Origin of the sequence: Cognatilysobacter terrigena (assembly GCF_004361065.1) — a bacterium.
Lineage (GTDB): Bacteria > Pseudomonadota > Gammaproteobacteria > Xanthomonadales > Xanthomonadaceae > Cognatilysobacter > Cognatilysobacter terrigena.
The window spans coordinates 52,267-78,421 of record NZ_SELT01000010.1; the positions used below are offsets into that span (position 1 = coordinate 52,267).

25 protein-coding genes are annotated in these 26,155 nt (G+C 66.6%); 15 read left to right on the forward strand and 10 right to left on the reverse strand.

From position 1 onward, the window contains the following. Positions 1-77: 77 nt before the first annotated feature. The 4 genes from EVS83_RS07900 to EVS83_RS07915 form a co-directional block, all read right to left on the reverse strand. Positions 78-1,337: a class-III pyridoxal-phosphate-dependent aminotransferase gene (locus tag EVS83_RS07900; RefSeq protein ID WP_208108717.1), complete on the reverse strand. Its 1,260-nt coding sequence runs from the start codon at positions 1,335-1,337 to the stop codon at positions 78-80. 136 nt (positions 1,338-1,473) lie between these two features. Next, positions 1,474-1,878: a hypothetical protein gene (locus EVS83_RS07905; protein WP_133500500.1), complete on the reverse strand. Its 405-nt coding sequence runs from the start codon at positions 1,876-1,878 to the stop codon at positions 1,474-1,476. Between the two features lie 276 nt (positions 1,879-2,154). After that, complete coding sequence (locus tag EVS83_RS07910) at positions 2,155-3,048, reverse strand: LysR family transcriptional regulator (protein WP_133500501.1); 894 nt, start codon at positions 3,046-3,048, stop codon at positions 2,155-2,157. A gap of 574 nt (positions 3,049-3,622) precedes the next feature. Beyond that, positions 3,623-5,251, reverse strand: a complete 1,629-nt coding sequence (locus EVS83_RS07915; protein WP_133500502.1) for an ABC-F family ATP-binding cassette domain-containing protein — start codon at positions 5,249-5,251, stop codon at positions 3,623-3,625. A gap of 364 nt (positions 5,252-5,615) precedes the next feature. Here EVS83_RS07915 and EVS83_RS07920 point away from each other — a divergent pair, with 364 nt between their 5' ends. From EVS83_RS07920 to EVS83_RS07945, 6 genes are all read left to right on the forward strand, one after another. Beyond that, positions 5,616-5,843 carry a cation:proton antiporter domain-containing protein gene (locus EVS83_RS07920; RefSeq protein ID WP_208108718.1) on the forward strand — a complete coding sequence of 76 codons (228 nt, stop codon included), beginning with the start codon at positions 5,616-5,618 and terminating at the stop codon, positions 5,841-5,843. A 183-nt stretch (positions 5,844-6,026) separates the two neighbouring features. Next, positions 6,027-6,659, forward strand: coding sequence for an HdeD family acid-resistance protein (locus tag EVS83_RS07925; protein WP_133500503.1), 633 nt, complete (start codon positions 6,027-6,029; stop codon positions 6,657-6,659). Between the two features lie 9 nt (positions 6,660-6,668). After that, a complete protein-coding gene (locus EVS83_RS07930) occupies positions 6,669-7,145 on the forward strand; it encodes a redoxin domain-containing protein (protein WP_133500504.1) in 477 nt (158 codons plus the stop codon). 2 nt (positions 7,146-7,147) lie between these two features. Continuing rightward, complete coding sequence (locus tag EVS83_RS07935) at positions 7,148-7,681, forward strand: DsbA family protein (RefSeq protein WP_133500505.1); 534 nt, start codon at positions 7,148-7,150, stop codon at positions 7,679-7,681. Between the two features lie 199 nt (positions 7,682-7,880). Then, positions 7,881-8,252 carry a PRC-barrel domain-containing protein gene (locus tag EVS83_RS07940; RefSeq protein ID WP_208108719.1) on the forward strand — a complete coding sequence of 124 codons (372 nt, stop codon included), beginning with the start codon at positions 7,881-7,883 and terminating at the stop codon, positions 8,250-8,252. Between the two features lie 347 nt (positions 8,253-8,599). Next, a complete protein-coding gene (locus EVS83_RS07945; RefSeq protein WP_133500507.1) occupies positions 8,600-9,922 on the forward strand; it encodes a PAS domain-containing protein in 1,323 nt (440 codons plus the stop codon). Positions 9,923-10,168: 246 nt separating this feature from the next. On the opposite strand, the gene EVS83_RS07950 is transcribed toward EVS83_RS07945, so the two are convergent. Next, positions 10,169-10,651, reverse strand: a complete 483-nt coding sequence (locus tag EVS83_RS07950) for a DUF421 domain-containing protein (protein WP_133500508.1) — start codon at positions 10,649-10,651, stop codon at positions 10,169-10,171. A 295-nt stretch (positions 10,652-10,946) separates the two neighbouring features. Between EVS83_RS07950 and EVS83_RS07955 the strand changes: the two genes are divergently transcribed. From EVS83_RS07955 to EVS83_RS07965, 3 genes are all read left to right on the forward strand, one after another. Beyond that, on the forward strand, positions 10,947-11,795 hold the full coding sequence (locus EVS83_RS07955; protein WP_133500509.1) for a trypsin-like serine protease: 849 nt from the start codon (positions 10,947-10,949) through the stop codon (positions 11,793-11,795). 366 nt (positions 11,796-12,161) lie between these two features. Continuing rightward, the gene (locus EVS83_RS07960) at positions 12,162-12,482 is read left to right on the forward strand and encodes an ArsR/SmtB family transcription factor (RefSeq protein WP_133500510.1); all 321 of its coding nucleotides are present in this window, start codon (positions 12,162-12,164) and stop codon (positions 12,480-12,482) included. Positions 12,483-12,497: 15 nt separating this feature from the next. Then, positions 12,498-13,064, forward strand: coding sequence for a VOC family protein (locus tag EVS83_RS07965; RefSeq protein ID WP_133500511.1), 567 nt, complete (start codon positions 12,498-12,500; stop codon positions 13,062-13,064). Between the two features lie 391 nt (positions 13,065-13,455). Here the strand turns inward: EVS83_RS07965 and EVS83_RS07970 are convergent, their stop codons facing one another. From EVS83_RS07970 to rnk, 3 genes are all read right to left on the reverse strand, one after another. Then, entirely contained in the window at positions 13,456-15,288 is a 1,833-nt protein-coding gene (locus EVS83_RS07970; RefSeq protein WP_133500512.1) for a putative bifunctional diguanylate cyclase/phosphodiesterase, read from the reverse strand. A gap of 344 nt (positions 15,289-15,632) precedes the next feature. Beyond that, the gene (locus EVS83_RS07975; protein ID WP_133500513.1) at positions 15,633-15,941 is read right to left on the reverse strand and encodes a hypothetical protein; all 309 of its coding nucleotides are present in this window, start codon (positions 15,939-15,941) and stop codon (positions 15,633-15,635) included. A gap of 9 nt (positions 15,942-15,950) precedes the next feature. Then, complete coding sequence (rnk, locus tag EVS83_RS07980) at positions 15,951-16,352, reverse strand: nucleoside diphosphate kinase regulator (RefSeq protein WP_133500514.1); 402 nt, start codon at positions 16,350-16,352, stop codon at positions 15,951-15,953. Positions 16,353-16,649: 297 nt separating this feature from the next. On the opposite strand from rnk, the gene EVS83_RS07985 reads away from it, so the two are divergent. Together EVS83_RS07985 and EVS83_RS07990 are read left to right on the forward strand one after the other, a co-directional pair. Continuing rightward, positions 16,650-17,048: a BlaI/MecI/CopY family transcriptional regulator gene (locus EVS83_RS07985; protein WP_133500515.1), complete on the forward strand. Its 399-nt coding sequence runs from the start codon at positions 16,650-16,652 to the stop codon at positions 17,046-17,048. Beyond that, positions 17,041-18,897, forward strand: a complete 1,857-nt coding sequence (locus EVS83_RS07990) for a M56 family metallopeptidase (RefSeq protein WP_166636836.1) — start codon at positions 17,041-17,043, stop codon at positions 18,895-18,897. Before EVS83_RS07985 ends, EVS83_RS07990 begins: the two co-directional genes overlap by 8 nt. Positions 18,898-18,903: 6 nt before the next feature. Here the strand turns inward: EVS83_RS07990 and EVS83_RS07995 are convergent, their stop codons facing one another. After that, on the reverse strand, positions 18,904-19,500 hold the full coding sequence (locus EVS83_RS07995) for an NADPH-dependent FMN reductase (protein ID WP_133500517.1): 597 nt from the start codon (positions 19,498-19,500) through the stop codon (positions 18,904-18,906). Positions 19,501-19,591: 91 nt separating this feature from the next. Here EVS83_RS07995 and EVS83_RS08000 point away from each other — a divergent pair, with 91 nt between their 5' ends. The 4 genes from EVS83_RS08000 (at position 19,592) to EVS83_RS08015 (ending at position 24,107) form a co-directional block, all read left to right on the forward strand. Next, a complete protein-coding gene (locus EVS83_RS08000) occupies positions 19,592-20,044 on the forward strand; it encodes a DUF2946 family protein (RefSeq protein WP_166636837.1) in 453 nt (150 codons plus the stop codon). A gap of 83 nt (positions 20,045-20,127) precedes the next feature. Beyond that, positions 20,128-22,419 carry a TonB-dependent receptor gene (locus EVS83_RS08005; RefSeq protein WP_133500519.1) on the forward strand — a complete coding sequence of 764 codons (2,292 nt, stop codon included), beginning with the start codon at positions 20,128-20,130 and terminating at the stop codon, positions 22,417-22,419. Continuing rightward, complete coding sequence (locus tag EVS83_RS08010) at positions 22,409-23,689, forward strand: sialidase family protein (RefSeq protein ID WP_133500520.1); 1,281 nt, start codon at positions 22,409-22,411, stop codon at positions 23,687-23,689. Before EVS83_RS08005 ends, EVS83_RS08010 begins: the two co-directional genes overlap by 11 nt. Positions 23,690-23,864: 175 nt before the next feature. After that, positions 23,865-24,107 (forward strand): hypothetical protein, encoded by a 243-nt coding sequence (locus tag EVS83_RS08015; protein WP_133500521.1) that lies wholly within the window; start codon positions 23,865-23,867, stop codon positions 24,105-24,107. Positions 24,108-24,115: 8 nt separating this feature from the next. Here EVS83_RS08015 and recQ read toward each other — a convergent pair whose 3' ends face one another. After that, complete coding sequence (gene recQ, locus EVS83_RS08020) at positions 24,116-25,927, reverse strand: DNA helicase RecQ (RefSeq protein ID WP_133500522.1); 1,812 nt, start codon at positions 25,925-25,927, stop codon at positions 24,116-24,118. Positions 25,928-26,155 lie beyond the last annotated feature (228 nt).

Genomic DNA, 26,155 nt, shown 5'->3' on the forward strand with positions numbered 1-26,155 from the left:
TATGTGTGCCAAGTGAGCAACGGCTGCTGTCGTTATTGGCTGCGTCGACGCATGCCCGAAGCGCGCAACCTCGACCGCTAAAGGCACTCTTCAAAGATGTCGAGGCCGCGCTGTGCGATCGGGCCGGTCACATTCAGTGCCGGGAAAAGCATCAGCAGGTTCTCTTCGGCGGACACGAGCAGGCCGCGCTTGCGGCAGGCGTCGCCGATCTTCGTGGCATAGCGTTCGCTCTGGACTTCGACGCCGATCGCGACGCCTTTTCCACGCGCCGTGGCGCGACCCTTGAACGCCATCGAGCCGAGCCGGCCAAGAAAATAGTCGCCCATCGCGGTGGTGTTCTTCAGGAGCCTGGTGCGATGACGCTTCAGGTAGCGAAGGTTGGCCAGTGCGACGGCGACTGCAAGCGGGTGCCACCCATAAGTGGAATAGAGGTTGACGTCCTTCTTCACCGCCTTCGCGATCTTCGGCGTCGTGATCACCGCACCGAGACCGCCGTAGCCGCCGGTGATCGCCTTGGAGATGCACATGACATCGGGGTCGAGATCGAAGTGCTCGCAGGCGAAGAGTTTCCCCGTCCTGCCGAAGCCGGTCGCCACTTCGTCGGCGATGAACAGGGTGCCGTAGCGCGAACACAGGGCGCGGGCGCCGCGCATGAAATCCGTTTCGGGAACGAGCGCGCCGAGGTTGCAGATGATCGGCTCCATAATGAAAGCCGCCACGTTGCGCTTCTTCAACAGCGTCTCGAGCTTGCCTAGCGCCTTCAGGTCCAGCGGCGGCGCGATCCTGTGGCAATTCCGCAGGAGGTTCTTGAACGTCTCACGGTGGTCGGATGCACCGATGCTCATCGTGCCGATCGAGTTCCCGTGGTAGGCATCGTCGATCGAAACGAACGCGCCACGGCCCGTGTACGCCATAGCGATCTGCAGCGCACCCTCTACCGATTCCGTACCGCCCGTCGTGCGATAGGACACGGCGAGTTTGCCCGGCGTGATCCCCGCAAGCATCTCCGCGAGTTGCGCCCAAGGGCGATACAGATAATCGGGATGCACGTAGTCGGGGCCGTCGAACGAGCGCGCAGCCGCGCGAAGCTCGGTGTTGCCCCAGCCGAGGTTCCCGACACACCACCCCATCATGAAGTCGATGTACCGGCGGCCGCGAGCGTCAATGAGCTGGCTGTCGGCCGAATCGCCCACGACGACGTCCTTGGCCTCGCCGTGACGTCCGAAATACCTGCTGTCGAGCTCGCGGAGATTCATGGGGCCTCCAGTCGCGACAGCGTGCTCCGAGGCGAATGAACGCGACGCCGAGGTACCCGTGGGCGCGGCGGCTCGCGGCAAGCTTCAGCGGCAGTGGACAGAGCCAGCTGTTACTGGCCGAAAGCGGACGCGACCCTCAATGGCAAGGCGGTCAGAGCCGAGCGGAGTCGGCGGTCAACAGCATCCATGGACGCGACCCGGACAACGCAACTCCTGCTCAATCGCCTTGGCGAAGGCTGAGCGCGACTTCGTTATCGCGGTCCTGCCGCGTGCTGAGGCGATTCCCGGAGGGGAAGGCGGTCAAGGTCTCGATGTGGCTGACCGCGGACTGGTTCGTGGAAGCCGTGTACGTCGCTTCGATCTGCACCGGGACCCTGGTGCGAACGAGTAGTGCGCGATCGGCCACGCTCAGCTTGGCCCACATGCCGGGCGGCAGACAGATGCGCCGCATTCCATAGTTGCCGGGCATCTGCTCATGGACGCACTGAAGTTTCGCGTCTGCGGCGGCAACTGGTTTGGAGTCGCTGGTTGAGGCTGCTAATTCCTCCAGCGCCTGTGGGCTCGCGTTAGCCGTTGCGAGAAGGGCACCCCAAATCAGGGTCGTCGCGATCGCTGCTTTCATATCCACACCTGTCGGCTGCACGGTGGAGATACCGTCGCACTCAGTGAACGCTCTGCCTCGTGTGTTTCGTTACTCAGCGAAAGACATAGGGGAAATTCGATCTTTCGGACAGTGGATCGACGTAACGGCGAAACCTCTGCGCAACCAGCATTAGCAGACGTTTGATTGCTATCGGCAAATCCGACGGCCGAAGTGCGTCGCATTCTTTGACGAAGCGTGACACCGGCTCATCGGTCGCGTCCTGCGCATCCAGCGCGCCGTTAGCAGGGCAGCCCCTCAACTCGCATTCGCTATCGCGTTAGCGATTACGGCCGCGACGCGCGGCAAGGCTTGCGATGAATTGCGATACGACATGAACACTTCGTCGGGTGGTATCCGCCAGTCCGGCAGAACCCGCACGAGTAGATGACCTTTGGCCCGTTCCGCGAGCGATACCGGCAGAAGGCCGATGCCTCCGCCGGCGGCGACGGCATCCAGGGCAGCGCCGTAGCTGTCCGTCAGGAGGCGCGGTGCGCGCGAGAGGTACGTCGCCCAGGCGCCCCCGGCGTCGGAATCGCCTGTGGCCAAGCCGCTGGACCTCGGTCCGGCAATCAGCGAATGAACAGCCAGGTCGCGAACGTCTTCAAGCCTGTGGCGGCGCTCGAAATATGCAACCGAGCCGTACAACCCGTACTCGATTTGCATCAGCTTTCGGCTTGTCCATCCGCGTGGCGAAAATGGTTCGCAGGTAAACAAGACATCGGTGCGACGCGGGGGCGAGGCCCCATGTCGCAAAGCCCGTATCTCAATGACGAGCAGCGGGCAGCGCGATGTCAGCCCGCCGAACCACTCCCCCAGAGGCAACACGGTTTCGTCGAGCGCCGACGCGACAACGACTCGTCCCGATTGCAGCGGATTCTGCTTGCCCAGGGCGGCCGACAGGTTGCCCGTCGCGGTGACGACGTCGGTTACGAGCTCCTCGATCGCCAGGCCTTCATCGGTCAACTCGCAGACTCGGCCACGAGTCTTGAACAGCGGGACCTGGCTCTCCCGTTCCAGATGGCGCAGCGCGGCCAGCACCGTAACTTTCGGTACATCCAACGCGACCGAGGCCTTCGCGACGCTCCCAAGCCGAGCCACCGCGAGGAACAGCTGGAGATGCGTAAACGTCGTGGAATCGGGAGGAAGCATCTAGCCGCCCCCAATACCCGACGCCGCAGGCGCACGTCCGTGCAGCACAAACGCTGCCTGCGCGTGTCCGCGTCTGATCTTCCCTGCGTCGTGGTCGTCCATAAGTTCTCTATTCGAGTCGACCGATCGTCCTGATCACGTCGGATGGATGCGTGGGGAAGTCGAACGGTTTAAGCGGGCGATTCGTTACGTCTGCCGGCTTGCAGCCTGCTTCAGGCGACGGTAACTGGGTGCGTGCTGTTAGTCGCTCAACTTTCGACCTACGGAAGATTCGATCGTTCGTGTGCCCGACACCTTCCACGACGGGGCAACGGGCGGCTGAATGCGCCGGCTATGCCCGTGCAGCTCGGCTTATCCCCTTCTTCGGGCGCAGCGGCGGTGTAAGCGGGCGGTGAGCTGGCGGTCGCTCACTGCGAACCCGAGCAGGGCGACTGCAGCCCGCATAGTGCCGCCTTGCGAATACTCTCGCGATGACCCGCTTCGCGACAAAGCGAGCGCCTGATAGCTCGCACAGCATGTTTCCCACCGGCCGTCGCGGACTGTGTGCAACGTCCGCGACGGCCGACAGCGGGCATCAGTCTTCCACCCGTTCGCCCAGCCCTTGTTTGTCCAAGTGCAGGATCCGTTCTGCACCAATGGCTTTCAGGAACCGTGAGTCGTGGCTGACGACGACCAGCGCCCCCTCGTAGTTCAGCAGGGACTGTTCGAGCTCACGGATCGATGTGAGGTCGAGATTGTTTGTCGGCTCGTCCACCAGCAGGAGTTGCGGCGGCAGATCGGCATGCAGCACGCACGCCAGAGTCGCCCGAACGCGCTCGCCTCCCGATAGAGCGGCCGCCGGCAATTGCATGCGGTCGCCGCGGAACCCCAAGCGCGCCAGGATGTCGGCGCGTTCCTGGTCGGATAGCGCCGAGGCAGCGCGCGAAAAGTTCTCCGTAACGGACAGGGTAGGTATCAGCTGGTCGAGTTGCTGGCTGAGGTACGCCACGCGGCGAGTACTGATGCGCCGCTCACCTGACGTCGGCGCCAGATCGCCGGCCATGACACGAAGCAACGTGGTTTTGCCTGCGCCGTTGTCGCCGGTGAGCGCGAGTCGCTCGGGACCGCGGATCGTGAGCGTCACGCCGCGCTCCTCCCAGAGCATGCGTTCGTGAGTACGGATTCGAGCGCGCTCGAGCGTTAGAACGTGCTGTGTAGGACCCACGCGCGGCGCAGGAAGCGCAAAGCTCGGCGTGGTGGACGTGCGAGCGTCGTGTTGAGCCCGATGCAGGGCGTCGCGCGCCTGCTCGATGCGCGAGCTGTGCGCTCCCGCAACCTTACCCGCGGACACCTCCGCACGACGGGCCCGCCCGCCGGCAACGATCCTCGGCAGGCCCGCGTCAGGGAGCGCGCGAGCGGCCGACGCTGCCCGACGTTCGGCTCGTTCGCGAGCGTTCTGCAGCGCTCTCTGTTCGCGTCGCAGCTCCTTACGCAGGTGTTGTTCGCGACCTTCCGCGGCGGCTCGCTCGAGTCGGGCGGCTGTCTCGTAAGTGGTGAAGCCTCCGCTGACCATCCAGACGGAACCGGTTCGCAATTCGGCGATCTGCTCCATGTCGTCCAGCAGGTCGCGGTCGTGGCTCGCGACAACGAGACAGCCGCGGAATGCGTGCAGTACATCCCGCAGCGCTTGGCGCCGCGTGCGATCGAGGTGGTTGGTCGGCTCATCCAATAGCAGCACGTCAGGGCGCCGCAGAAGCCGCCCCGCCAGCGCAATCACCGCGACCTCGCCGCCGCTCAGTGTCTCGGTTGATCGTTGCGGATGAACGTCGTGCAGGTCGAACTGCGCGAGAAGTGCTGCGATGCGATCCCGCAGATCCCAATGGCCATCCGCGTGTTCAAACGTCGCGGGATCCGTGCTGCCGGCCAGTACGGCGTCGACCGCACGCAACGCATGGTCGACGCCCATGAGCTCCGCAACCGTGCCGCCGGCCTGCACCGTCGACTGTTGCGGCAGGTAGCCGAGTGTTCCTCGTACTTCGATCGAGCCCGACTGCGGTGTCACGCGCCCCGACAGCAGGGCCAGCAACGTGCTCTTACCGGCGCCATTGGGCGCGACGAGACCGGTGCGGGAGGCGCGGAGATTGAATGACAAGCCGGCGAAGACGGGTGTCCCGTCCGGCCACGAAAACGAAAGTCCCGCGACGCGAATGCGTGCATCGGACATGGGTTCCTCCTGGTCGCCCTGAAGGGCGATCGGCAGACGACGCGCCCGTTGGACGGGCGGCTCATTGCGATTCAGGGGAACTGGTCGATCACACGTCCGGAGAAGCTCAGTGGCTGCGGCGAATGTGAATTGTCCCAGATGCGCCAGCCGCGCGGCTGAACGACGCGCGGGTGACGTCCGCTTCCGACCCAACGCAGACACCGACTGGCGGCCGCACCCGCCAGTGGTCGATGATGCGGCTTCTCACCCGTCGGTGCGCTCGATGCAACGCCCCATACTTATCGCCGCATTGACGGCAGGTTTGCTGTCCGCCGGCGCCTGCTAGCGATCCAATGACGCGAGCGGCGCGCATCTCGGCCCAAGCTTGATCCCGATCATCGCGTTGGTCCTGGCGGTCGGGGTCTTTAAGTTCCTGCGCATGCCCGCAGCGATGGGTTATCTGCTCGCCGGGCTCGCGATCGGGCCGCATGGGTCGGGGCTCTTCGTCGCCGGCGACGACACCCGCTTCCTGGCGGAACTCGGCCTCGTGTTCCTGATGTTGATGGTGGGCCTGGAGTTTTCTCTGCCGAGATTGCTGGGACTTGCGGACTAGGCGTTGCTGCTCTGCGGCATGTCCCAGGCCGAAGCCGGACAGGTGATCACGACGCTCCGTGCGGAACTCGATTCGGAATTGCGCGAATGCGTCGGCGTCTGACATCGCACTTGCTTGCGCGCTATTGACGATCGTCAAGGCGAAGCACACATGGCGACCCTAGCTTGGACTCGGAGGTGTCCCATGCTCAGCGATTCTTCAACGCGCGCGGCCGAGACCGAGTCGCTCAGCGCCGGTCTTGCGGGCGACTGGTTGCTTGTCGCCATTCGCGGGCTGGCCGCCGTGGCCTTCGGCCTGATCGCATTCTGGTCGCCCGCGGCAATGATGCTGGCCGTCGCATTGCTCTTCGCAGCGTACAGCCTCGTCGACGGCATCTTGAACATCGTGCTGGGCGTGCGTGGCATCCGCGTCGCGAAGGGATCGCACCAACCGCGTGCGCGCTGGGGCTGGATCGTTGCCAACGGACTGTTGGGCATCGCGGTGGCCATTCTCGTCGCGCTGTGGCCGGGCCTGACCGTGTTGGCCTTCGTCTTCATTTTCGGCGTATGGGCGCTGGTCTCGGGCGGGCTTTCGCTTGCAGCTGCGATGAGGCTCAACAAGGCGCATGGCCGCTGGCTGATGGCGCTGAGTGGAGTGTGGTCGGTGGCATGCGGCCTGCTGTTTTGCGTGGCGCCGTTGGTCGGCGCGGTCGTGCTCGCGTGGTGGCTGGGTGCGTACTCGCTGCTGTTCGGTGTCGCGCTGTTGGCATTGGCTTTTCGGCTCAGGAAGCAGCGCGATTACGACCGTGCTGCCGCCGTCGCTTCGATACCCACTTGAGGACGCACCATGTCGACGATTCTCGCTGCAGGCGCCCGGGCGCCAGCGTTCAAGCTCCACGTTACGCCGGACCAGTTGCTCTCGTTGGACGAGCTCCTGGGCAAACGCATCGTGATTGCTTTCTACCCGGCGGACTGGAGCCCGGTCTGCGGCGATCAGATGGCGCTCTACAACCAGGTGCTGCCGGAATTTCGCAGCCGCGGTGCCGACGTCATCGGAATCTCGGTGGATGGTGCGTGGTGTCACCAGGCGTTCGCACAGGCGAGAAATTTGCACTTTCCCCTGCTCGCGGACTTCGAGCCGAAAGGCGAGGTGGCACGCGCGTACGGCGCCTACCGAACGTCTGAAGGCGTTTGCGACCGAGCGCTGTTCGTCATCGACGAGAAGGGGACGATCGCCTGGAGCTACTGCTCACCGATCGCGGTGAACCCCGGCGTCGACGGAGTCCTGGATGCCCTGGACGCAATGCCGAAGATTGGAGAATAGAGATGGCCACACTCAGAATCCCCGTAACGGCAGCCGACCACATCTTCGGCTCAACCCATGCTGCCGTCACGCTCGTCGAGTACGGCGACTATCAATGCCCGCATTGCGCTGTCGCCCAGCTGCCGGTCAAGCAGATTCTGGTGCGCTATGCGGGCAGCGTCATGCTGGTATTCCGGCATTTCCCGTTGAGCGAGGTGCATCCGATGGCGGGTATGGCGGCGGAAGCTGCCGAGTTCGCCGGAAGTCACATGAAGTTCTGGGAGATGCACGATGCGCTCTTCGCCAATCAACCGCGGCTGAGCCCCGAAACGTTGCAGTCGCTGGCGACCGAGCTCGAGCTCTCTGCGCACGCACTGCGTGAAGCGCTCGCGTCGGGGCGATACGCCCCCAAGGTGCAAGCCGATTTCGTGGGTGGCGTGCGCAGCGGGGTGAACGGCACACCCACGTTCTTCGTCAACGGTGTCCGGCACGACGGCGAGTACTCCGTTGCCGGCCTCTCTCGAAGCATCGACTGGGCGATGGCGGCGACGACATGAGCTGATCCTGCCCTGCCCGGAAATGACAACGATCAAGGCCACCGCGCCACGCAGCCGGGAAGATCGCGCTGTCAGCGCTCAAGGCTGGCTAGCCGACTAGGGAGTTCCCATGACAAGTACAACGCTTACAACCAGGCTTCGTGGCGCTGACCACGAAAGAATCGACCTGCCTCGAGCACCGGGTGGAAAACGGCGTCTGGTGTCGCAATTGCTGCTGGCCGCTGCGCTCGCGCTGGCGTCCGTTGGAAACATCCAGGCGCAGACGGTCCAATTGGTCGTCGTGGATGTGAAGGCGGTCGCCTTGGGCCTGCAGGCATCGAAGCTGATCGGCATGGACGTGCGTAACGCGAAAGGCGAGAAGATCGGCACTATCGATGATCTGATCATCATGCCCGGCGTGCGCGTCATTGCAGTGCTGCAGGTCGGGGGATTCCTCGGACTTGGCGGCCATCTGGTCGCCGTGCCGTTCGACAGCCTCGTCATGACGGCAGGTGGCACCCGCGCATCCCTGCCGGGTGGCACCAAGGAAGCCCTCAGGAAGCTTCCGGAGTTCCAGTACAAGAAGAAGTAGCCCGGTGCGGCGTCGAACGCCGCGCCTTGCCGACACGTGCAGCGGGCCCGACATTCCATGCGGCCCGCTGTTCCGTCGCGAGCGACCCGACTCAGCCGACGCGCTGCAATGCAGCGGGTCGCAATGACGGCGTTGCGCCACTGTCACCCAACACTTGCTAAAAGTGGCTCAGCTCAGAGGCCAGTCCTTGAGCACGGTGCCGCATCGGTTTCGCCTGCCCGCTAGCGTGAGCATGCAGTCGCCGCGCACTCCGCATTACATCCGGTCGCGCGGCGCAATGCCCTGGGAGCAGTGGTGTTGGACCGCGTCAGTCCTGGAACAAAAGCGAAACACAGGTAGCGGCCCGCATGCTCGATGTTTCGCCCTATTCGTGGGATCCACAGACCGACGCGCTCGACTGGGACGATCGCATCCGTGCGATGTGGGGATTGGCGCCCGGAGCGCCCGTTGACGTCGACACCTTCAGGGCCGGTGTCCATCCTGACGATTGGCCGCACGTGGAAGCTTCTATCGCGCAGTGCGTCGATCCAGAGGGCGACGGCATTTACGCCCTCGAATACCGTGTGATCGGCATCGAGGATGGTGTGGAGCGATGGGTCCAGACATGCGGCCGGACGCTCTTCGAGGATGGGAAGCCCGCCACATTCGCCGGAGCGATCATCGAGATCACTGAGCGCAAGCGCGACGAAGCGTTATTGCGCGCTCAGGAGCAGCGCTTCCAGGTGTTCGCGGAGAGCACCGATCACCTGCTGTGGATCGCTGACAGCGATTGCGCCGCCTTTGAATACCTGAGTCCGGCGTACGAACTTATCTGGGGCGCGGCGCTCGGCACATTCGAGCCCACGGTGCAGCATTGGTCCGACACCATGCATCCCCACGACCGGGCTCAGGCCCTCGCCGGGCTCGACCGCGTCTACGAGGGTGAAGGACAGACGCTCGAATACCGGATCATGCGAACGGACGGGGCAACCCGCTGGATCCGCGATACGGCATTTCCGATCCGCGACCGACTGGGAAAGGTCCACGGCGCGGCAGGCATCGCACGGGACGTCACGCGTGCATCGTCGTCCCCGGTGTATCTCGTCGACGCGGACTCGGCGCCACGGCTGATTGCGGTGCTCGGGCGAGCAGGTCACCCGGTCGTGCACTTCGAGTCGGCGAGGGCGTTGCTGAAGTCCGCGACCGCCCTGCAGCCGGGGTGTGCGCTGCTCGACGCCCGAAGTTCCGCCGATATCGATCGGTCCACCGTGCGAGAGCTGAAGGCGCGGTGTGGCGGTCTCGATATCATCGTGATCGGACGGGAGCGGGATGGCATCGCTGAAGCCGTCGACGTCATGAAAGCCGGGGCAACCGATTTCCTAAGCGCTGAGTCCGAAGACGATGATCTGCGGGAGGCGGTCGCGTCGGCGACGGCGAGAACCCAGGCGGCTGCAAGCCGGAGTCGCGTCGCCGAAGCCGCTGGGCGGCGCATTGCTGCACTCTCGACACGCGAACGGGATGTGCTCGACGGTCTGCTGGGCGGCGGCTCGAACAAGACCATCGCCCGCACATTGGGCATCAGTTCGCGCACCGTCGAGCAGCACCGTGCGCATTTGATGGAGCGCATCGGCGCTCGCAGCCTTCTGGAACTCCTTCGAGTGGCGGCGGCTGCCGGCCTGGAACGCGCGTAGTCGCTCCATGTCGTTCTGGCAACTCCAAGAATGCCGATGGACGTTTGGAAGTGCGTGAGGCAACTCGACTATCGCGCGCGGCCTCAAATGCCTTCAGCGAATGATGCATGCGGCCCAAACATCCGTTCGCAGATGACTGATCTGCTTGCCCAATCGTTCGATCACATTGCGGAGAACCGCATCGGCCTTCGTCCGTAGGTGATCGCTAGGGATGCTGTGATCGTTTGATATTTGCGGTGCGCATCCTTAATCAGCGTCTGCCAGCACCTTTCGCCTTGTGACGCTGAGCACTCCGTTATTTTCCAAAACTGCGCTGTGGACATCATCGACGCAGGTGCAGCCGGCTTGCCGCAGAGCACTCTGCAGCTCGTGATCCGTCAGGTGCATTCTCGCCATGACGTCCTTGTAGAGCTTTCCGTTGTGAATGATCAGTTGCGGCCGACCCTCGACGATGGCTTCGATGCGTTTGCTCTTGAACGTCGCGAACCCCACCAGGTAGTTCAGGGCGATCAGGGTGGTGGCCGAAATCAGCCCGCCGGCAAGAGAGTTGTCGCCGCCGTTCATTGAGTTCTGGACGGCGTTGGACAGCACGAGCAGAAGAACGAGATCAAACGGCGCGAGCTGGCCGATCTGCCGCTTTCCGCTTATTCGGATAATCACAATCAGGAAGACGTACACGAGGCCGCTACGCGCGACGAGTTCCCACCAGGGGATTGACATGTTCAACATGAGTGTTGCTCCTCAACGAACGTTGGCGCGGTGGCTGACACGCGGGATAACCGGCACCGCGCAGCCGCGTCGGCTCGGTTGAACTGCCAGTGCAACCTGATGATAGGCCTCGCTGTAGGCCGTGGCGGCTACCTGGCAGCGACCGGACGTGGTGGCGCGGATGCCGCTATCGAGCAATCCTCGTGACCTTCGTCAGGTGTCATGAGCGCCCCGTAGTTCGTACAGTGCTTCGAAACTTGCTCGGCGAGAGGCACCTTGCCCAACTCGTCCCGCCACGCGAACACCAAGTGCCACGGTGAAAATTCGCGCACGGCCGGGACCGTTGGGGAGTGGTCCGATGAGTCTCGTCTCGATCCGCACGTTCGGCCTTTTCGCCGTCACCGTAGCTGCGCTCGCCGTTTCGAGTGGTGCCGACGCACTCGTCGTACGACATGACGTCGCGGATGCGGCGTACCTCGCTCGCGAGAGTGAGTTCCCGGCGATTTTCAGCCTGTACAGGACTCGCGCCGGCCACCCCGACTGCCTCGCTACGCTGATCGCGCCACGCTATGCCTTGACGGCGGCGCATTGCACCGAGGTCAAGAAACTTCGTGCTGCGATCGATTCCGGAAGCGGCTACCCGGTGGAAATCGCGGGCCACGCGAACACCGTTGTCGCGCTGATCGTGCCGCCAGCTCGCGTTGACGGGTCGCAGCCCGACGTAGCGGTCCTGCGACTGGGTTCGACGGCTGTGGGCATCACGCCCATCACGCCGTATGCGATGAGCGATGAAGTGGGTCGCATTGTCCTGATGCCCGGCTGGGGCGGGACGGGCACGGGGAAAACCGGTGCGGGCCCATCAGATGGCTTGTTCCGCGTGGCGGAGAACCGCGTCGATCGAGCAGAGAACGGTCGCCTGTATTGGATGTTCGACGATCCCGCAGCAGGGCGGGCGCTGACGCTCGAAGGCATCAGCGGCCCGGGTGACAGTGGCGGTCCTGCACTGATGCGGACAGCGAATGGCTGGGCGGTCGTCGGCGTAAGTTCGGCACAGCGCAATGGTGACGGGCCAGAGGGCGTCTACGGCGTCGAAGAAGTGTTCGTTCGTGTGTCGGACTTGGCCGGATGGATCGAACGAATCCTTCGTTCGGGAGGTTCTGGCTGACGTCCGCTCCGACCGAAAGCAGACACCCGCTGTCAGCGATTGGCGCGGTGACGCCGCAAACAAAAAAAGCCCCGCCGAAGCGGGGCTTTTCCGTCTGAGGGGTCTCTCAGCAGCAACCCATCGGGCAACCGGAGGCGGCCCAGGCGGCGAATGCGGCCGAGAACAGCGCGACACCGACCAGAATCTTACGAAGCTTCACGGATCACCTCCTTTCGAGTGGACGTCGACCGGAGCATATCCGCCGCTGGACTCACGATGTGCGACGGTCCGCGCAGCCCGCAACGCGCCCGGGCCAGCGGATGACCCAGACCGCCTGACCCACCGTCGGGCACTTGCAAGGTTCCATAATTCCAGAATAATGGAGCTATGGATACCCAACAGACTCTGGCTGCGCTGCGCGCCCTTGCCCATGAGAGCCGGCTCGCCGCGTTCCGTGCTCTCGTACAGGCCGGGCCAGATGGACTCGCGGTCGGCGAACTGCGCGAATCGCTGGGACTGCCGCCGGCCACGCTGACGGCCCATCTCAACGTTCTGCGCGGCGCCGGCCTGGTTGACGACACACGCGAAGGCCGAGTCATCCGCCTGCGTGCTGACTACGAGCGTATGGACGGCCTGATCGCCTTTCTCACCGAGAACTGCTGCCAGGGCGCACGGTGCGCTCCGGCCACGGGCCGCTGCCGGCCCTAATCCGAGGAGACGCCCATGAACACTGCACTTCACGCCGTCCGCAAACCGCACCTGTCCCTCAATGTCCGTGACGTCGATGCAGCGGTCGCGTTCTACAGCGCCTTGTTCGGCACCTTGCCGGTCAAGCACTACCACGACGATACGACCGTGCACTCGGTACTGCAGGACGACACCGGGCGTGACAGTCGGCAAACACGCACCGGGTACGCCAAGTTCAATCTCGATTCGCCGGCGCTCAACTTTGTCCTCAACCAGATTCCCGGCACCCGTTTCGACGCGAAAGGGACCTTGTCGCATCTCGGCCTTCAGGTGGATTCGACGGATGACGTCATCGCGTTGCGCGACCGCGCTGTCGCTGCAGGCCTGACACCGCGCGACGAGATGGCGGTGAGCTGCTGTTATGCCCGGCAGGACAAGTTCTGGCTCGCCGATCCCGACGGCAATGAGTGGGAGATCTTCACTGTGCTGGAGCACCTGACACCGGAGCAGTTGCGTGAGCGCGATACCCGCAGTGCCTGCGACACGGGCTGTGCGACCTCGTGCACGCCGCAACGGGACGAGGTGGTCTGCTGCGGTGCCTGAGATGACGCACCGCGTTGTCTTCGGGCGTCGAGAGCTGCGAACACGCGAGCTGGCCGGCGACGTGCTGGTGCACGTACCGGCGCGTAGCTAGCAAGCCTCAGTGATCGGTCGAGATGGCCCGGGGACGCTCGCTGAGCCAACAAAATTCCGCCAAACGCGGTTCGATGGCCAGCGCCCTTCGGTGTTCTGTTCCTGCATCAGGGAACGGGAGCCCTTTAATCCGAGCCGGACCTGCCACCGCGTTCTCCTTGGTGTGACGGGTGAGCGCGGGTCGCCAATGCGATCGCGTCATCGCGTCATATGATCGAAACCGCCCGCGCGGTCTCAGCGCAAGCCGCGTGCGCGGTCGATGACTATGCCGACGTTGCGTCGAGCGCATTGCGCACTCGCATCACCCCGTCGCATCCCGCAGCCGCTGCCGCAGACTCTCCGGTGCTTCGGGGCGTGCGAAGTAGAAGCCCTGCACGCGATGGATGCCCAAGCGTCGCAGCGGCTCGATCTGCTCGTCGCGCTCGACGCCTTCGACGACGACGTGCAGCTGCAGACTGGATGCGAGTCCCTGCACGGCGCGCAGGATCGCCTGCACGGTGTCGTCGCTCTCCACGCCGTCCACCATGGACTTGTCGAGCTTGAGCGCGTCGACGGGAAAGCGCTTCAGATAGGACAGGGACGAATACCCCGTACCGAAATCGTCGATCGCGAGACACACGCCCAACGCCTTCAGCGCACGCAGGTGATCCATCGATTCATCGGCCTTCGCCATCACGGTGGTTTCCGTGATTTCGAGACACAGGCGCCATGGTTCGATGCCGGACACCGTGATCGCCTCGTCGACCTCCGCGACGAGTGTTCCGCTGGTGAACTGCCGCGCCGACACGTTGACGCGCACCGAGCGGTGCGAGCCGTCGGCCATCGCCGGCCAGTCGCGTGCTTCCAGGCAGGCGCTCACGAGCACGATGCGACCGATCGGCTCGATCAGTCCGGTAGCCTCGGCCACTTCGATGAAGTCGCCGGCGGCCACGAGCGTATCGGGCTCACGACGCCACCTGGCCAGCGCTTCCGCGCCGACGATCTCCCCCGTGTCGAGGTCGAACTCCGGCTGGTAGACGACTTCGATGCGATGCTCACGCAATGCGTCGCGCAGGCCCTGTTCGATGCTCAGACGATCCATCAACGACTGATGCTGCTCCGGGTCGTAGACATGCACGCGACTGCGGCCGGCCTGCTTGGCTTCCTTGCTCGCCATGTCGGCGTCGCGCAGCCACTCCTCCGCGCTGAAATCGGGTGACGCGCTGCCGAACGCGATGCCGATGCTCGCCGTCGCCTGCCAGCTGCGTTCGCCCTGCACGATGGGCTGGGAGACGGCTTCGAGGATGCGCTCGGCGATGAGCGTGACGCGCCACTCCGCGCCCGGAGACGGCAGCAGCACCCCAAAGCAGTCGCTTTCGACGCGGCCGATCGACGCGTCGTTCGGCGTCACTGCATGCAAGCGATCGGCGACGATCGCGAGTGCCGCATTGCCGCCGGCTTCGCCGAAGAATTCGTTGACCGAATGGAACCGGTCCACGTCGACGAACAGCAGTGCGCTCCCGCACGACGGGTTTCGTCGCATCCGCTTGATCTGCTGCCGCATGATGGTGACGAACAACGAGCGGTTCGCGACGCCGCTGGTGTCGTCGTACATCTCGAGATACGTCAGTTGCGCTTCCGCCGCGCGTCGCCGCTCGCGTTCGATGGCGACGCCGAAAACGTCGGCGAAATGCAGCGCGGCGATTTCCTCGTCAGCCTGCCAGGCGCGCGGCGACCGGCTCTCGAACACCATGCGGCCCCACAGTTCGCCGCCGACGACGACCGGCACATCGAGCACCGCACCGATGCCGGCCTGCGCGAGTTCACCCAGCCAGCCCGGCATCGTCGAAAGAAGATGATCGTGCCGCTCGGCGCGCGTCGCGGTGGCCGCGCTCGATTCACGTCGCCCCAGACCTTGATGGGTCGGATTCGGCGGCCACGTCGCACGACATTCGAGCGTGCCTGGCGACGTGCGCTCCCACAGGCTGACACCTGCGACGCCGAACGCATCGAGCGCGGCGGGGGAGAGCGTCACGAACGCGCGCTGCACGCTGTCGCCGGCCCGCAGGATCTCCGCGGCCGCGCGTGCGAGGCCCATCATCTGCCGACGGAAACGCGCGGTGCGACGGTGGTCGGTCCGCGCCGACTGGGACATGACACCCTCGCGGCTGCCTGAACAGGGTCGACGATACGCGCGCCGGAGGAGGCTGCCGCGCCGCCTGTCTTATGGTGGGCATGGCGGGCCGCGGTCGCTTTCGAAACGCTGGGCGGCACGTCGGCGCACGGCTGCTGCCGGAACTGCGTCGCTCCGGCCGGCGTCATCGGCGGCGTACAGCGGCTCGCACGGGATGGACATGACACATGCGTGCCGCCCCAAGTCGCACGAGCAGCCCGTCCGGACTGCCGATGGCACCACGCGTGATAAGCCGGGAGATGCGCCTTCACATTTGCGCGCAACGTGGGGGGCGCGGGAATGCGCGTCTCGCGAGGTAACCGCCGTCAACCGTCCGCGCGCTTCACCAACTCGCCCTGCAACGTTCCGCGACGGATGCGCACGACCGCCTGCACCTCGCAACCCGGCGACCACGCGCGCTGCAGCTCGCGCAACTCGCATGGCGCGGTCGTCAGCATCAGATGCAGCGGTTCGTGCGTCTCCGCACAACCGGGCGCCGACCACGGCGCAAGTCGCACGCGCGCGGTCCAGCGGTCGTCGTGCGTTGCGCGTTCGGCGCACACGCCTTCGGCGGCGACGATGCCGCGCACATGAAGGTTCGACGGGCGCACGATGCGCCGCACGAAGCCGAGCATCACCGCGTCTTACTCGGGCAAGCCCGCGGCTTCGGGCTGGTAGAGCACGGCCTTCAGCCGCAATCGTGACGTGTATCCGCCCGGCATCGGCCAGTCGATCGCGTCGCCCACGCTGAGGCCGAGCAATGCGGCGCCGACGGGCGCGAGCACCGAGACGTAGTGCAGGGAGGCCGACGCGACGTCGGGATAGACCACGCGCACCGTGCGCTCGACGCCACTGTTTTCGTCCTCGACGATCACGCTCGAATTCATCGTGACGACATTGGCCGGCACGTCGCCCGGCTCACGCAGTTCCGCGCGCGCGATCTCGTCCTCGAGCATCGACGCGCACGAGCTGCCCGCGAACATCGGTGAGGCCAGCATCGCCTCGAGTCGACGCGCATCGCGCACGGACATGATCAATCGCGGCATCTGTATGGTGGCTCCGACGGTGCGCGCGGACGACCGCGACGCCGAAACGTAGGTGCCACGTTCGAGCACGGTCAATCGATGGGCAGCCTTCACGACAGCGGTGGTTCAGACGACGACCGAGGCCGGCGATCACCACGGCGCGTGAAGGCGCGAACGCTGCGCCGTAATCGGCGCCACTCGTGCCGCGCACCCCGCAAAGGCGAGTCGTGCCGTCCGTCGGAACATGACCAATGTCCTAGACAAAGCAGTCTAGACACGTTGGTCTAGAACGCGCAGGATCGCCGCATCTTCCGACCGATGCCCACCGTGCCCGAGTCCCGCCGCAAACTCCCGAAGCCGACGCCGGCCGAACTCGAACTGCTGCGCGTGCTCTGGTCGCTCGGCCCCGCGACGGTGAAGGACGTGCACCGCGCACGCCAGGCGGAGCGGCCCGACGTCACTTATGCGACCGTGCTCCGCCTGCTGCAGGTAATGCATGGCAAGGGCCTGCTGCGGCGCGACGAGAGCCAGCGCTCGCACGTCTACGCGGCGGTGCAGAAGCCGGACACGCTGCGCACCGGCCTGCTCGGCGACCTCATCCAGCGCGCGTTCGCGGGCTCCGGCAAGGACCTCGTGATGGCCGCGCTCAAGGGCCACGTTTCGCGCGAGGAGCGCGATGAAATCCGTCGCTACCTGCGGGAGAGCGGTGATGAGTGACGTCCTGATCGACGCCGTACCGCTGCTCGGCCGCGCGCTGGTGCACTTCGTGTGGCAGGGCGTGGTGATCGGTGCGGTCGCCGCGCTCGCCTTCGCGACGATGCAGCGCTCGCGGCCGCAAGCGCGCTACCTCGTCGGTTGCCTCGCGATGCTCGCATGCGTGATCGCGCCGATCGCGACGATGGTCCGGTTGTCGGACATAGCGCCCATCGGCGGGATGATCACGACGCGCGTCGGCCTGCAGGATGCCGTGTTCGTGGGCACGTCCGCGAAATCGTCATTCGATGCGTGGATGCCGTGGCTCGTCGCGATCTGGGCGGGCGGTGCGGCCGTGTTCGGCGTTCGCATGATCGCGGGCCTGGCCTGGGTCGAGCGCCTGCGTCGACATGCGCAACCGGACGATCATGGTGCATGGCAGCACCGCATCGACGCGCTCGCGCAGCGCATGCATCTGCCCCGCGGCGTGACGCTGCGCTGTGTGGACGATCTCGCATCGCCCGTCACCGCCGGCTGGTGGATGCCTGTCGTGCTGATGCCGGCGGCGCTCGCGACGCGCATGCCGGTCGCGCTGGTCGAAGCGCTGCTGGCGCACGAGCTGGCGCACATCCGTCGCCACGACTACCTCGTGAACTTGCTGCAGTCGCTGGTCGAAGCGCTGCTGTTCTACCACCCGGTCGTGTGGTGGATGTCGCGCCGCGTGCGCGCGGAGCGCGAGCTGGTCGCCGATGCATTGGCCGCCGATGCGATTGGCGAGCCGCGCCGCTTGGCCGTCGCGCTGTCCGAACTGTCCGAACTCAATGCGGCGCCGTTGCCGCGTACCGCAATCGCCGCCCGAGGAGGTGAACTCATGCCGCGCATCCAGAATCTGCTCCGTCCCGCGACGTCCGCTGCCGGCGGTCGTCTGGCGGTTCCCGTCATCGCGCTCGTCGGCCTTGGGCTGGCGGTCTACGCACAGGCGACCGTCGCGCCGCAATCGACCACGACGTCGACCTCGGCGGCCGCAACGCCCGTGACGACGACCGCCGCGCGCCCGCTTCCGACGCCCGTCGTCTCGGGCCGTGCCGTGCTTTCCGCCGCGTCGGAAGCGCAGGTCGCCGCCGACGCTGCGAGCGCCTCGATCGCGCGGGACCCGTCGCCCGGGCGCGTGCAGGCATCCCGTCCTGCGAAAGAACGCGACGTCGAGCGTGCGGTCGAACAGGCAATGGACGCACAGGATGCGGCCATCGATGCCGCGACCGTCGCGCGCGCCACGCTCCGCGACGGCGCCATCAACGTCGACGACGACGCGATGACGTTCGAGCGCTACGGCCAGCGCTACCGCGTCACGGATCGCGCGATGGTCGCGCGCGTCAACGCGGCCTGGCGCGATACGCACGCGCTCGGCGAGCAGATGAACGCGCTCGGCAAGCGCATGAACGTGCACGGTGAGAACATGAATCGCATCGGGCAAGCGATGAATGACGCCGCCAACAACCCCGAGCGCAGCAAGGCGATGGCGGATGCGGAGCTTCGACTCAACAAGGCCGCGAACGAGTACGGCCGCATCGCCGCGCAGGCAGCGCTCGCGGAGCAGGACAGCGCGCTCGCGCAGCGCATGAAGGCGCTGCAGAGCGAAATGGATCGCCAGAGCGCGATCATCTCGGAGCAGGCGAAGCTCGTCGCTGCGCCGATGGCGGACTATCAGCGCCGCATGGAAGAAGCGTCGAAGCCCATGCGCGAACTCGAGACGCAGATGCACGGGCTTGAGGACCGCATGCGTGTCACATCGGGCATCGCGCAGCGCGAGACCGAGAAGCTCATCGAGGAGTCGATCGAGCGCGGCCTCGCGCAGCCGCTCGAAACACGCTGAGTCGATTTAACCGGCGACGGCAGGCGCGTTGCGCGTGCCGATCGCTGCGAGCAGGCCGTCCACCGCGCGTGCGACGGCCTGCGCATTCGACGGCGATGTGAATTCGCCCGCGGCGTCGAATGCGTCCGTCGCACGGCTGATCGACACCATCGTCGGCAGCACGGTCGCGCCGAGACCAAGCTCGAGCGATTGCCGCATCGCCATCAGACATCGATAGCCGCCGAGCCCGCCGGGCGAGGCCGCGCCGAGCGCGAACAGCGGGGCCCCGAACGCCGCAGGAATGCCGCCGTGATCGCGCACGCGCGAGATCCAGTCGATGGTGTTCTTGGTGAGCGGCGGAATGCCTGCGTTGTATTCCGGCGTCACGATGAAGATGCCGGCGCTTTCGCGGAACAGCGCATGCAGGCGCTGCGCGGGTTCGGGAACGCCGTGCGCGGCTTCGAGGTCGCCGTCGTACAGCGGAAGCGCGTAGTCGCGCAGGTCGATGTCGACGACGTCGGCGCCCTGTGCGCGCAGCTCGCGCACCACGAGCGCTTCGAGCATGCGGTTGAACGAGCCGGTGCGGTTCGAACCGGGAAACACGAGGACGCGGGGGCTGGGCATGGTGGCGGCTCCGGGGGAGTCGGAAGGGTGCCACGGCTTGCGCCGACCGGTGTCACGATCGGCGCGTCGGCCTACACGCGATAATGCGCGGATGTCGCCCGCACTTCGCCGCCGCTTCGCGCTGCTCGCCGTTACGGCGGCGCTGCTGCTGGCGCTGCTGCCGACGATCGGCCGTCTGGGTGCCGGTACTGTCGCCTGCGAAAGCGGCATGCCCGCGTCGCACGCCATGCCGGCGATGTCGATGTCCATGCACCACATGGCCGGCATGACGCCCGAGCAGCACCGCGCGCACATGGCGATGATGGCGCGGATGGCGTCGCGCGATGCCGCACCGGCTCGCGTGCCGACGCCTGCGCATGACAGTCATGACTGCCCGTATTGCCCGCTGCTGTCGGGCCTGGTGGGCGCGACTACCCTGCCGTGGTCGCCCAGCGCGCCGCTCGCGCTCGCGCCGTGGTCGGTGCGTGCAGTCGCCCAGCGCGCGACCGATGCCCCAGTGCCCGCGCTCGGCGGGCAGGGGCCGCCGAGCGTTCTGACGAGCTGAGCCGCGCGGCGTTCGCCGCGTTCCATCGTCATCGCCGCGGCGGCCGCATCGAAGCGGCTGCGTGCGCCTGTCCGAGTGTCCCAATGCATCCGAAACGTCCCCATGCGTCGCGCCTCGCGACGGCGTTGGCGCTGGCCGCGTTCGCGCGGCTCGCGCCGGCGGCCGCCGCGGGCGGCGACGCGTCCGGCGCCTCACCGCGCGCGCTCGATCGCATCGTCGTGCGCGGCCTGCAGCCGACGTCACTGCCCACCCGCCTGCCGACCACCGTCGAAGGCATCACGGGCGTACAAGTCACGCGCACCGTCAACGCGACCGACGCCGAAGACGCGCTGAAGTACCTGCCCAGCCTGCTGGTGCGAAAGCGCTACATCGGCGACTACGACCACGCCGTATTGGCCACGCGCGCATCCGGCACCAACAACAGCGCGCGTTCACTCGTCTACGCCGACGGCATCCTGCTGTCGAACCTGCTCGGCAATGGCGCGACGTTCGCGCCGCGCTGGGGCATGGTGAATCCGGAGGAGATCGAACGGGTCGACGTGCTGTACGGCCCGTTCTCGGCCGCGTACCCCGGCAATTCGGTGGGCGCCGTGGTCGACTACGTGACGCGGATGCCCGATCGATTCGAGGCGCACGCGCGGCTCGGCTACAGCGTCGAGCGGTTCCACGTGTATGCAACCGACGCGACGTTCCCCGCGACGTCGCTCGGCGCATCGTTCGGCGACCGCTGGGGCGCGCTGTCGGCCTGGCTCTCGCTCAATCGGGTCGACGCGCACGGGCATCCGATCGCCTTCGCCAGCGCGACGCCCGCATCGCCGAATGCAGCCCCAACACCCGTGAGTGGTGCGGTTGCCGATCTCAATACGAAGAACCAGCCGTATTTCCTCGTCGGCGCGTACGGGCAGACCGACACGGTGCAGGACGAGGCGAAACTCAAGCTCGCCTACGACCTCGCGCCGGGTCTTCGCCTGAGCTACGTCTTCGGCACCTGGACCAACGACGCGGATCGCGACGCGGAGACGTACCTGCAAGACGCGTCCGGTGTGCCGGTGTACGCGGGCCCGGTCGTGATCGACGGGCGGCCTTACGCGCTCGCATCGACCGCGATCGCGCCGACGCGCAACGATCAACTGCACCGCATGCACGGGCTGACGTTGCGTCGCGACGGCGACGGAGCGGGCTTTTCGGTCTCCGCTAGTCGCTATATGTACGCGCGCGATCTCGTGCGCTCGCCCACTGTCGCGCTGCCGGCCGCCGCGACCGGCGGTGCAGGGCGCATCGCCGACGCGGCGGGCACCGGCTGGACCACACTCGCCGGCGCACTCACGTGGTCACCCGCCACCGCGCATGCGGTCGAGGTCGGCCTGCAGGACGACACGTTCAAGCTCGCGACCACGGTCTACGCCACCTCCGACTGGCTGCAGGGGATGCGCGGCGCACGCGTGTCCGCGTTCGGCGGTTCCACCGAACTGCGAAGCGCGTACGCGCAGGACACCTGGACCGTGTCGCCACGCTGGACGACCACACTGGGCCTGCGCCACGAGCGCTGGGCCGCGCGGAACGGCTACACAGCGGCAGGTGCGGTCGAGACGCCTTACGCATCGCGACGCGCGTCGGACTGGTCGCCGAAGGCGGCAGTGCAGTTCCGCATGTCGGACGATGCGTCCATCAAGGCGTCGATCGGCCGCGCCGTGCGCTATCCGACGGTCAGCGAACTTTTCCAGGGCACGACCGCCACCAATGCGATCGTCATCAACGAGCCCGACCTTGCGCCCGAGCGGTCGTGGACGTCGGAGCTGTCCTACGTACGCTCGGTCGAGTGGGGCCACGTGCGCACCACGTATTTCCACGAACGGACACGTGATGCGCTCTACTCGCAGACGAACGTCACGGTGGTGCCGAACGTCACCGGGATCCAGAACGTCGGGCTCATCCGCACGAATGGGATGGAGGTCGCGACGTCGCTCTCCGATGTCGCCGTCGCCGGACTCGACGTCGACGCGAGCGCGACGTTCGCCGACTCCATCATCGAAGAGAACACGAACTTTCCGGCGAGCGAAGGCAAATGGCAGCCACGCGTGCCGCGCTGGCGCGCCAATCTGATCGCGACCTACCATCCGGGCGAGCACTGGAGCTTCACTGGCGCGGCGCGATACAGCGGCCGTCAGTTCAACACGCTGGACAACAGCGACGTGAACAGCCACACCTACTTCGGCACCAGCCCCTTCCTCGTGTTGGACGCACGCGTGCACTACCGCGCGGACGCGCACTGGAGCGGGGCGGTCGGTGTCGACAACCTCGGCGACCGCACGTATTGGAACTTCCACCCCTACAACCAGCGCACGTTCAACGTGGAGGTGCGGTATGACGACTGAAATTCGCTGCACGGTCGCGTTGCTTCTGGCAGCCGGTATCGCCGCGTGCGCACGCCAGCCCGCAGCGCCGGCTGCGACGGCCGCATCGCCAGCGGCCAAAACGGCTCCCGAGACAGCCGCGCGCACGATCACCGTCGCACCGTGGTCGCTACCGGTCGACGCCGCACAGCAGCCCGACCTTGCGGTCGCGCCCGACGGGTCGGTCCTGCTGTCGTGGATCGAACAGGACGGCGACGCCCAGCACCTGCGCTTCGCACGCTGGCGCGACGGCCATTGGACGGGGCCGCAGTCGATCGCGAACGGTGAGGGCATCGGCAATACGGCCGACATGCCGCACGTACGCGAAACCCCGGACGGCGCCCTGTGGGCGACGTGGTTGCGTCGCGGAAGCGGAGGAAGCGCGCGCGATGTCGTGCTCGCACGGTCGAGCGATGACGGCCGCACGTGGTCGACGCCCGTTGCCGTCAATACCGACGGCACCGCGACCGAGCACGGGTTCGCCGCGCTGTGGCCCGAGGGCCGCGACAGCATCGGCATCGCATGGCTCGACGGACGCGCCACCGAGGGCCATACGATGCAGGGCATGGATCATGGCGAGCGCGGCGCGACGATGCTGCGCGGCGCGACGTTCGACGCGAACCTCGCGCGCCACAACGAACGCGTGCTCGATGTGTCCACCTGCGATTGCTGCCAGACGGACGTCGTCGATCTCGACGGCCCGACCGTGGTCTATCGTGCGCGCCGCGCCGGCAACGTGCGCGACATCGCGCTGCTGCGGCGTAGTGCGACGGGCTGGTCGACGCCGCACGCGGTGCATGACGATCACTGGAGCATCGACGCGTGCCCGGTCAATGGGCCGGCGATCACGGCTTCGGGTCGTTCGACGACGGTCGCCTGGTACACGATGCCGGCGTCGACGCCGCTCGTGCGCGTCGCGACGAGTGCGGACGGTGGCGCGAACTTCGCGCCGGCGCACGAACTCGCGACGGGCACCGGCGTGCTCGGCCGACTCGACGCCGCGGCCGACGCGCGCGGCGTCTGGCTGAGCTGGCTGGAAGAGCAGGGCGACGGCCAGCGCCTGCGCGTCGCGCGGTTGCCCACAGGCTCAGCGACACCATCGTCCATTCGCGACGTGGCGAACGTCGGCGGTCGCGGTCGCGGAACGGGCTGGCCCCGGATGGTCGCTGCCGCCGATGGCGCGCATGTCGTGTGGACCGACGTCATCGGCGGCCGCCCGCATCTACGGGGTGCGACCCTCGCGGAAAAATGACGTGGTCGCCCGTGCTGCGAATGCGTGACGAAGGCCGCGCTCACGGACCGCCGGTCCGACACCGGACACCACCGGTCCGTCCCGGCGCAACCGTTCAGGCGGCTGGGGGCTTCTCCCGATAGGCTGCCGGGCCGGGATGCGATTACGGTCCTCTCGTCGCCCAGAGGGGACCGATTTGAAACTCGATCTCTACCGGCGCAGTGACGGCGCACTTGTCGTGGTGCCGACCCGCTTCGCGCCCGAGATGCCGCTGCTGGCACCGGTCGGCCTGCGCTACATCCGCACGGTGGATCGCGAGCTGGCGACGCTCGGCGACGCCCTCGTGCTCGACATCGGTCTCAACGGTTACGCCGTGGCGCACGGCCCGGACGAAGCGCTGCTGCGCAGCTGCCCGACGGTCGATCCCGCCGCCGCCTAACGCCGCGCCTACGCCGCGTCGAACAACTGCTGCAGCACCGCCTCGCCGTAGCGATCGAGCTTGCTGGTGCCGATGCCGGGAATGCGCGCGAGGTCGTCGAGATCCGCGGGACCCGCTTCAGCAATCGCGCGCAACGTCGCGTCGTGGAAGATCACGTACGCCGGCACGTTCTGCTCGCGCGCGGTCTGCGCGCGCCATTCGCGCAGCGCCTGGAAGCGCGCGAGCGATGCGGGATCCAGATCGAACGCCTCCGCTTCCGACGTGCGACGGTCGCGACGCGTGCGCGGCATCGTTTTCGGTTCCGTGCGAAAGCGCAGCGTCGCTTCGCCCTTGAGTACGGGGCGCGCGGTTTCCGTGAGCCGCAATGCGCCGAAGTGCTCGACGTCGACGTCGATGAAACCGCCCGCGACGAGCTGGCGGAACACGCTGCGCCACTGGCGGTCGTCGAGGTCTTCGCCCACACCGAACACCGCCAGCGTGTCGTGGCGGAACTGCCGCACCTTGTCGGTCTGCGTGCCGCGCAGCACGTCGACGAGATGGCCGACGCCGAAGCGCTGGCCCGTGCGATAGATCGCGGACAACGCCTTGCGTGCGGCTTCGGTGCCGTCCCAGCTTTCCGGCGGCGAGATGCAGTTGTCGCAATTGCCGCAGGCACCGGCGTGCTCTTCACCGAACCAGCGCAGCAGCGCCTGGCGACGGCAGTCGGTGGTTTCGGCGTAGCCGAGCAGCGCGTCGAGTTTGCGCAGCTCGAGCCGCTTGCGCTCCTCGCCGGCTTCGCCCTGTTCGATCATCTGCCGCAGGCTGACGACGTCGCCGAGCCCGTAGCTCAACCACGCTTCCGACGCGCCGCCGTCGCGGCCCGCGCGGCCGGTTTCCTGGTAGTAGCCTTCGACCGACTTCGGCAGGTCGACATGCGCGACGAAGCGCACGTCGGGTTTGTCGATGCCCATGCCGAACGCGATCGTCGCCACCATTACGATGCCGTCTTCCTGCAGGAAGCGTCGCTGGTTGGCGGCGCGGATCTGCGCGTCCATGCCGGCGTGGTAGGGCAGGGCCTTCATGCCCGACTTGCAGAGCTGCTCGGCGACGGCTTCCACGCGCTTGCGCGACATCGCATAGACGATGCCGCTCTGGCCCGGATGCCGCGCGAGGAAGTCGAGCAACTGGCGCGTGCCGCCGCCGTCCTTCGCGACGACGGTGTAGCGGATGTTCGGGCGATCGAACGAACTGACGAACTGCTTCGCGTCCTCGAGTGCGAGGCGCTCGACGATCTCGCGACGCGTCGGTGCGTCGGCGGTCGCGGTGAGTGCGATGCGCGGCACATCCGGCCAGCGCTCGTGCAGCACCGTGAGCTGGCGGTATTCGGGGCGGAAGTCGTGGCCCCACTGCGACACGCAGTGCGCTTCGTCGATCGCGAACAGGCCGAGCTTGGCGCGATCGAGCAGCGACAGGAAGCGGCCGGTGAGCAGGCGCTCGGGCGCGACGTAGAGCAGGTCCAGCTCGCCCTGCAGCAACTGGCGTTCGATCGCCGCCGCAGCCTCGGCATCGAGCGTCGAATTTAGGAAGGCCGCACGCACGCCGACCTGGCGCAGCGCTTCGACCTGATCCTGCATGAGCGCAATCAGCGGCGACACGACGATGGCCACGCCGTCGCGCAACAGCGCAGGGATCTGGTAGCAGATCGACTTGCCCCCGCCGGTCGGCATCAGCACCAGCGCATCGCCGCCGCCGGTCACGTGGTCGACGATGTGCGCCTGCTCGCCGCGGAAGGCCGTGTGGCCGAAGATGCGGTGCAGGAGGTCGAGGGCGGTGTCGCTCATCGGGTCGGCGCGATCGGTCGTGTCGGGAATATGGGGTCGCGACATCGAGCCGCCTGCCGGCGCATGGCGCGCGCCGACGTGGGAATTATCCGGTCTTCAGGTCTCAGGCGCTGACGCGGCGGGTGGGGCGGGGCTTTCGGCGTCGCGGTTGTTCAGCCTTGTGGTGCGCGACCGGCCGGGAGTGGCTGTCTGTGCCACCGTTGGGGCGTCGCACCACCCGCTCGACAC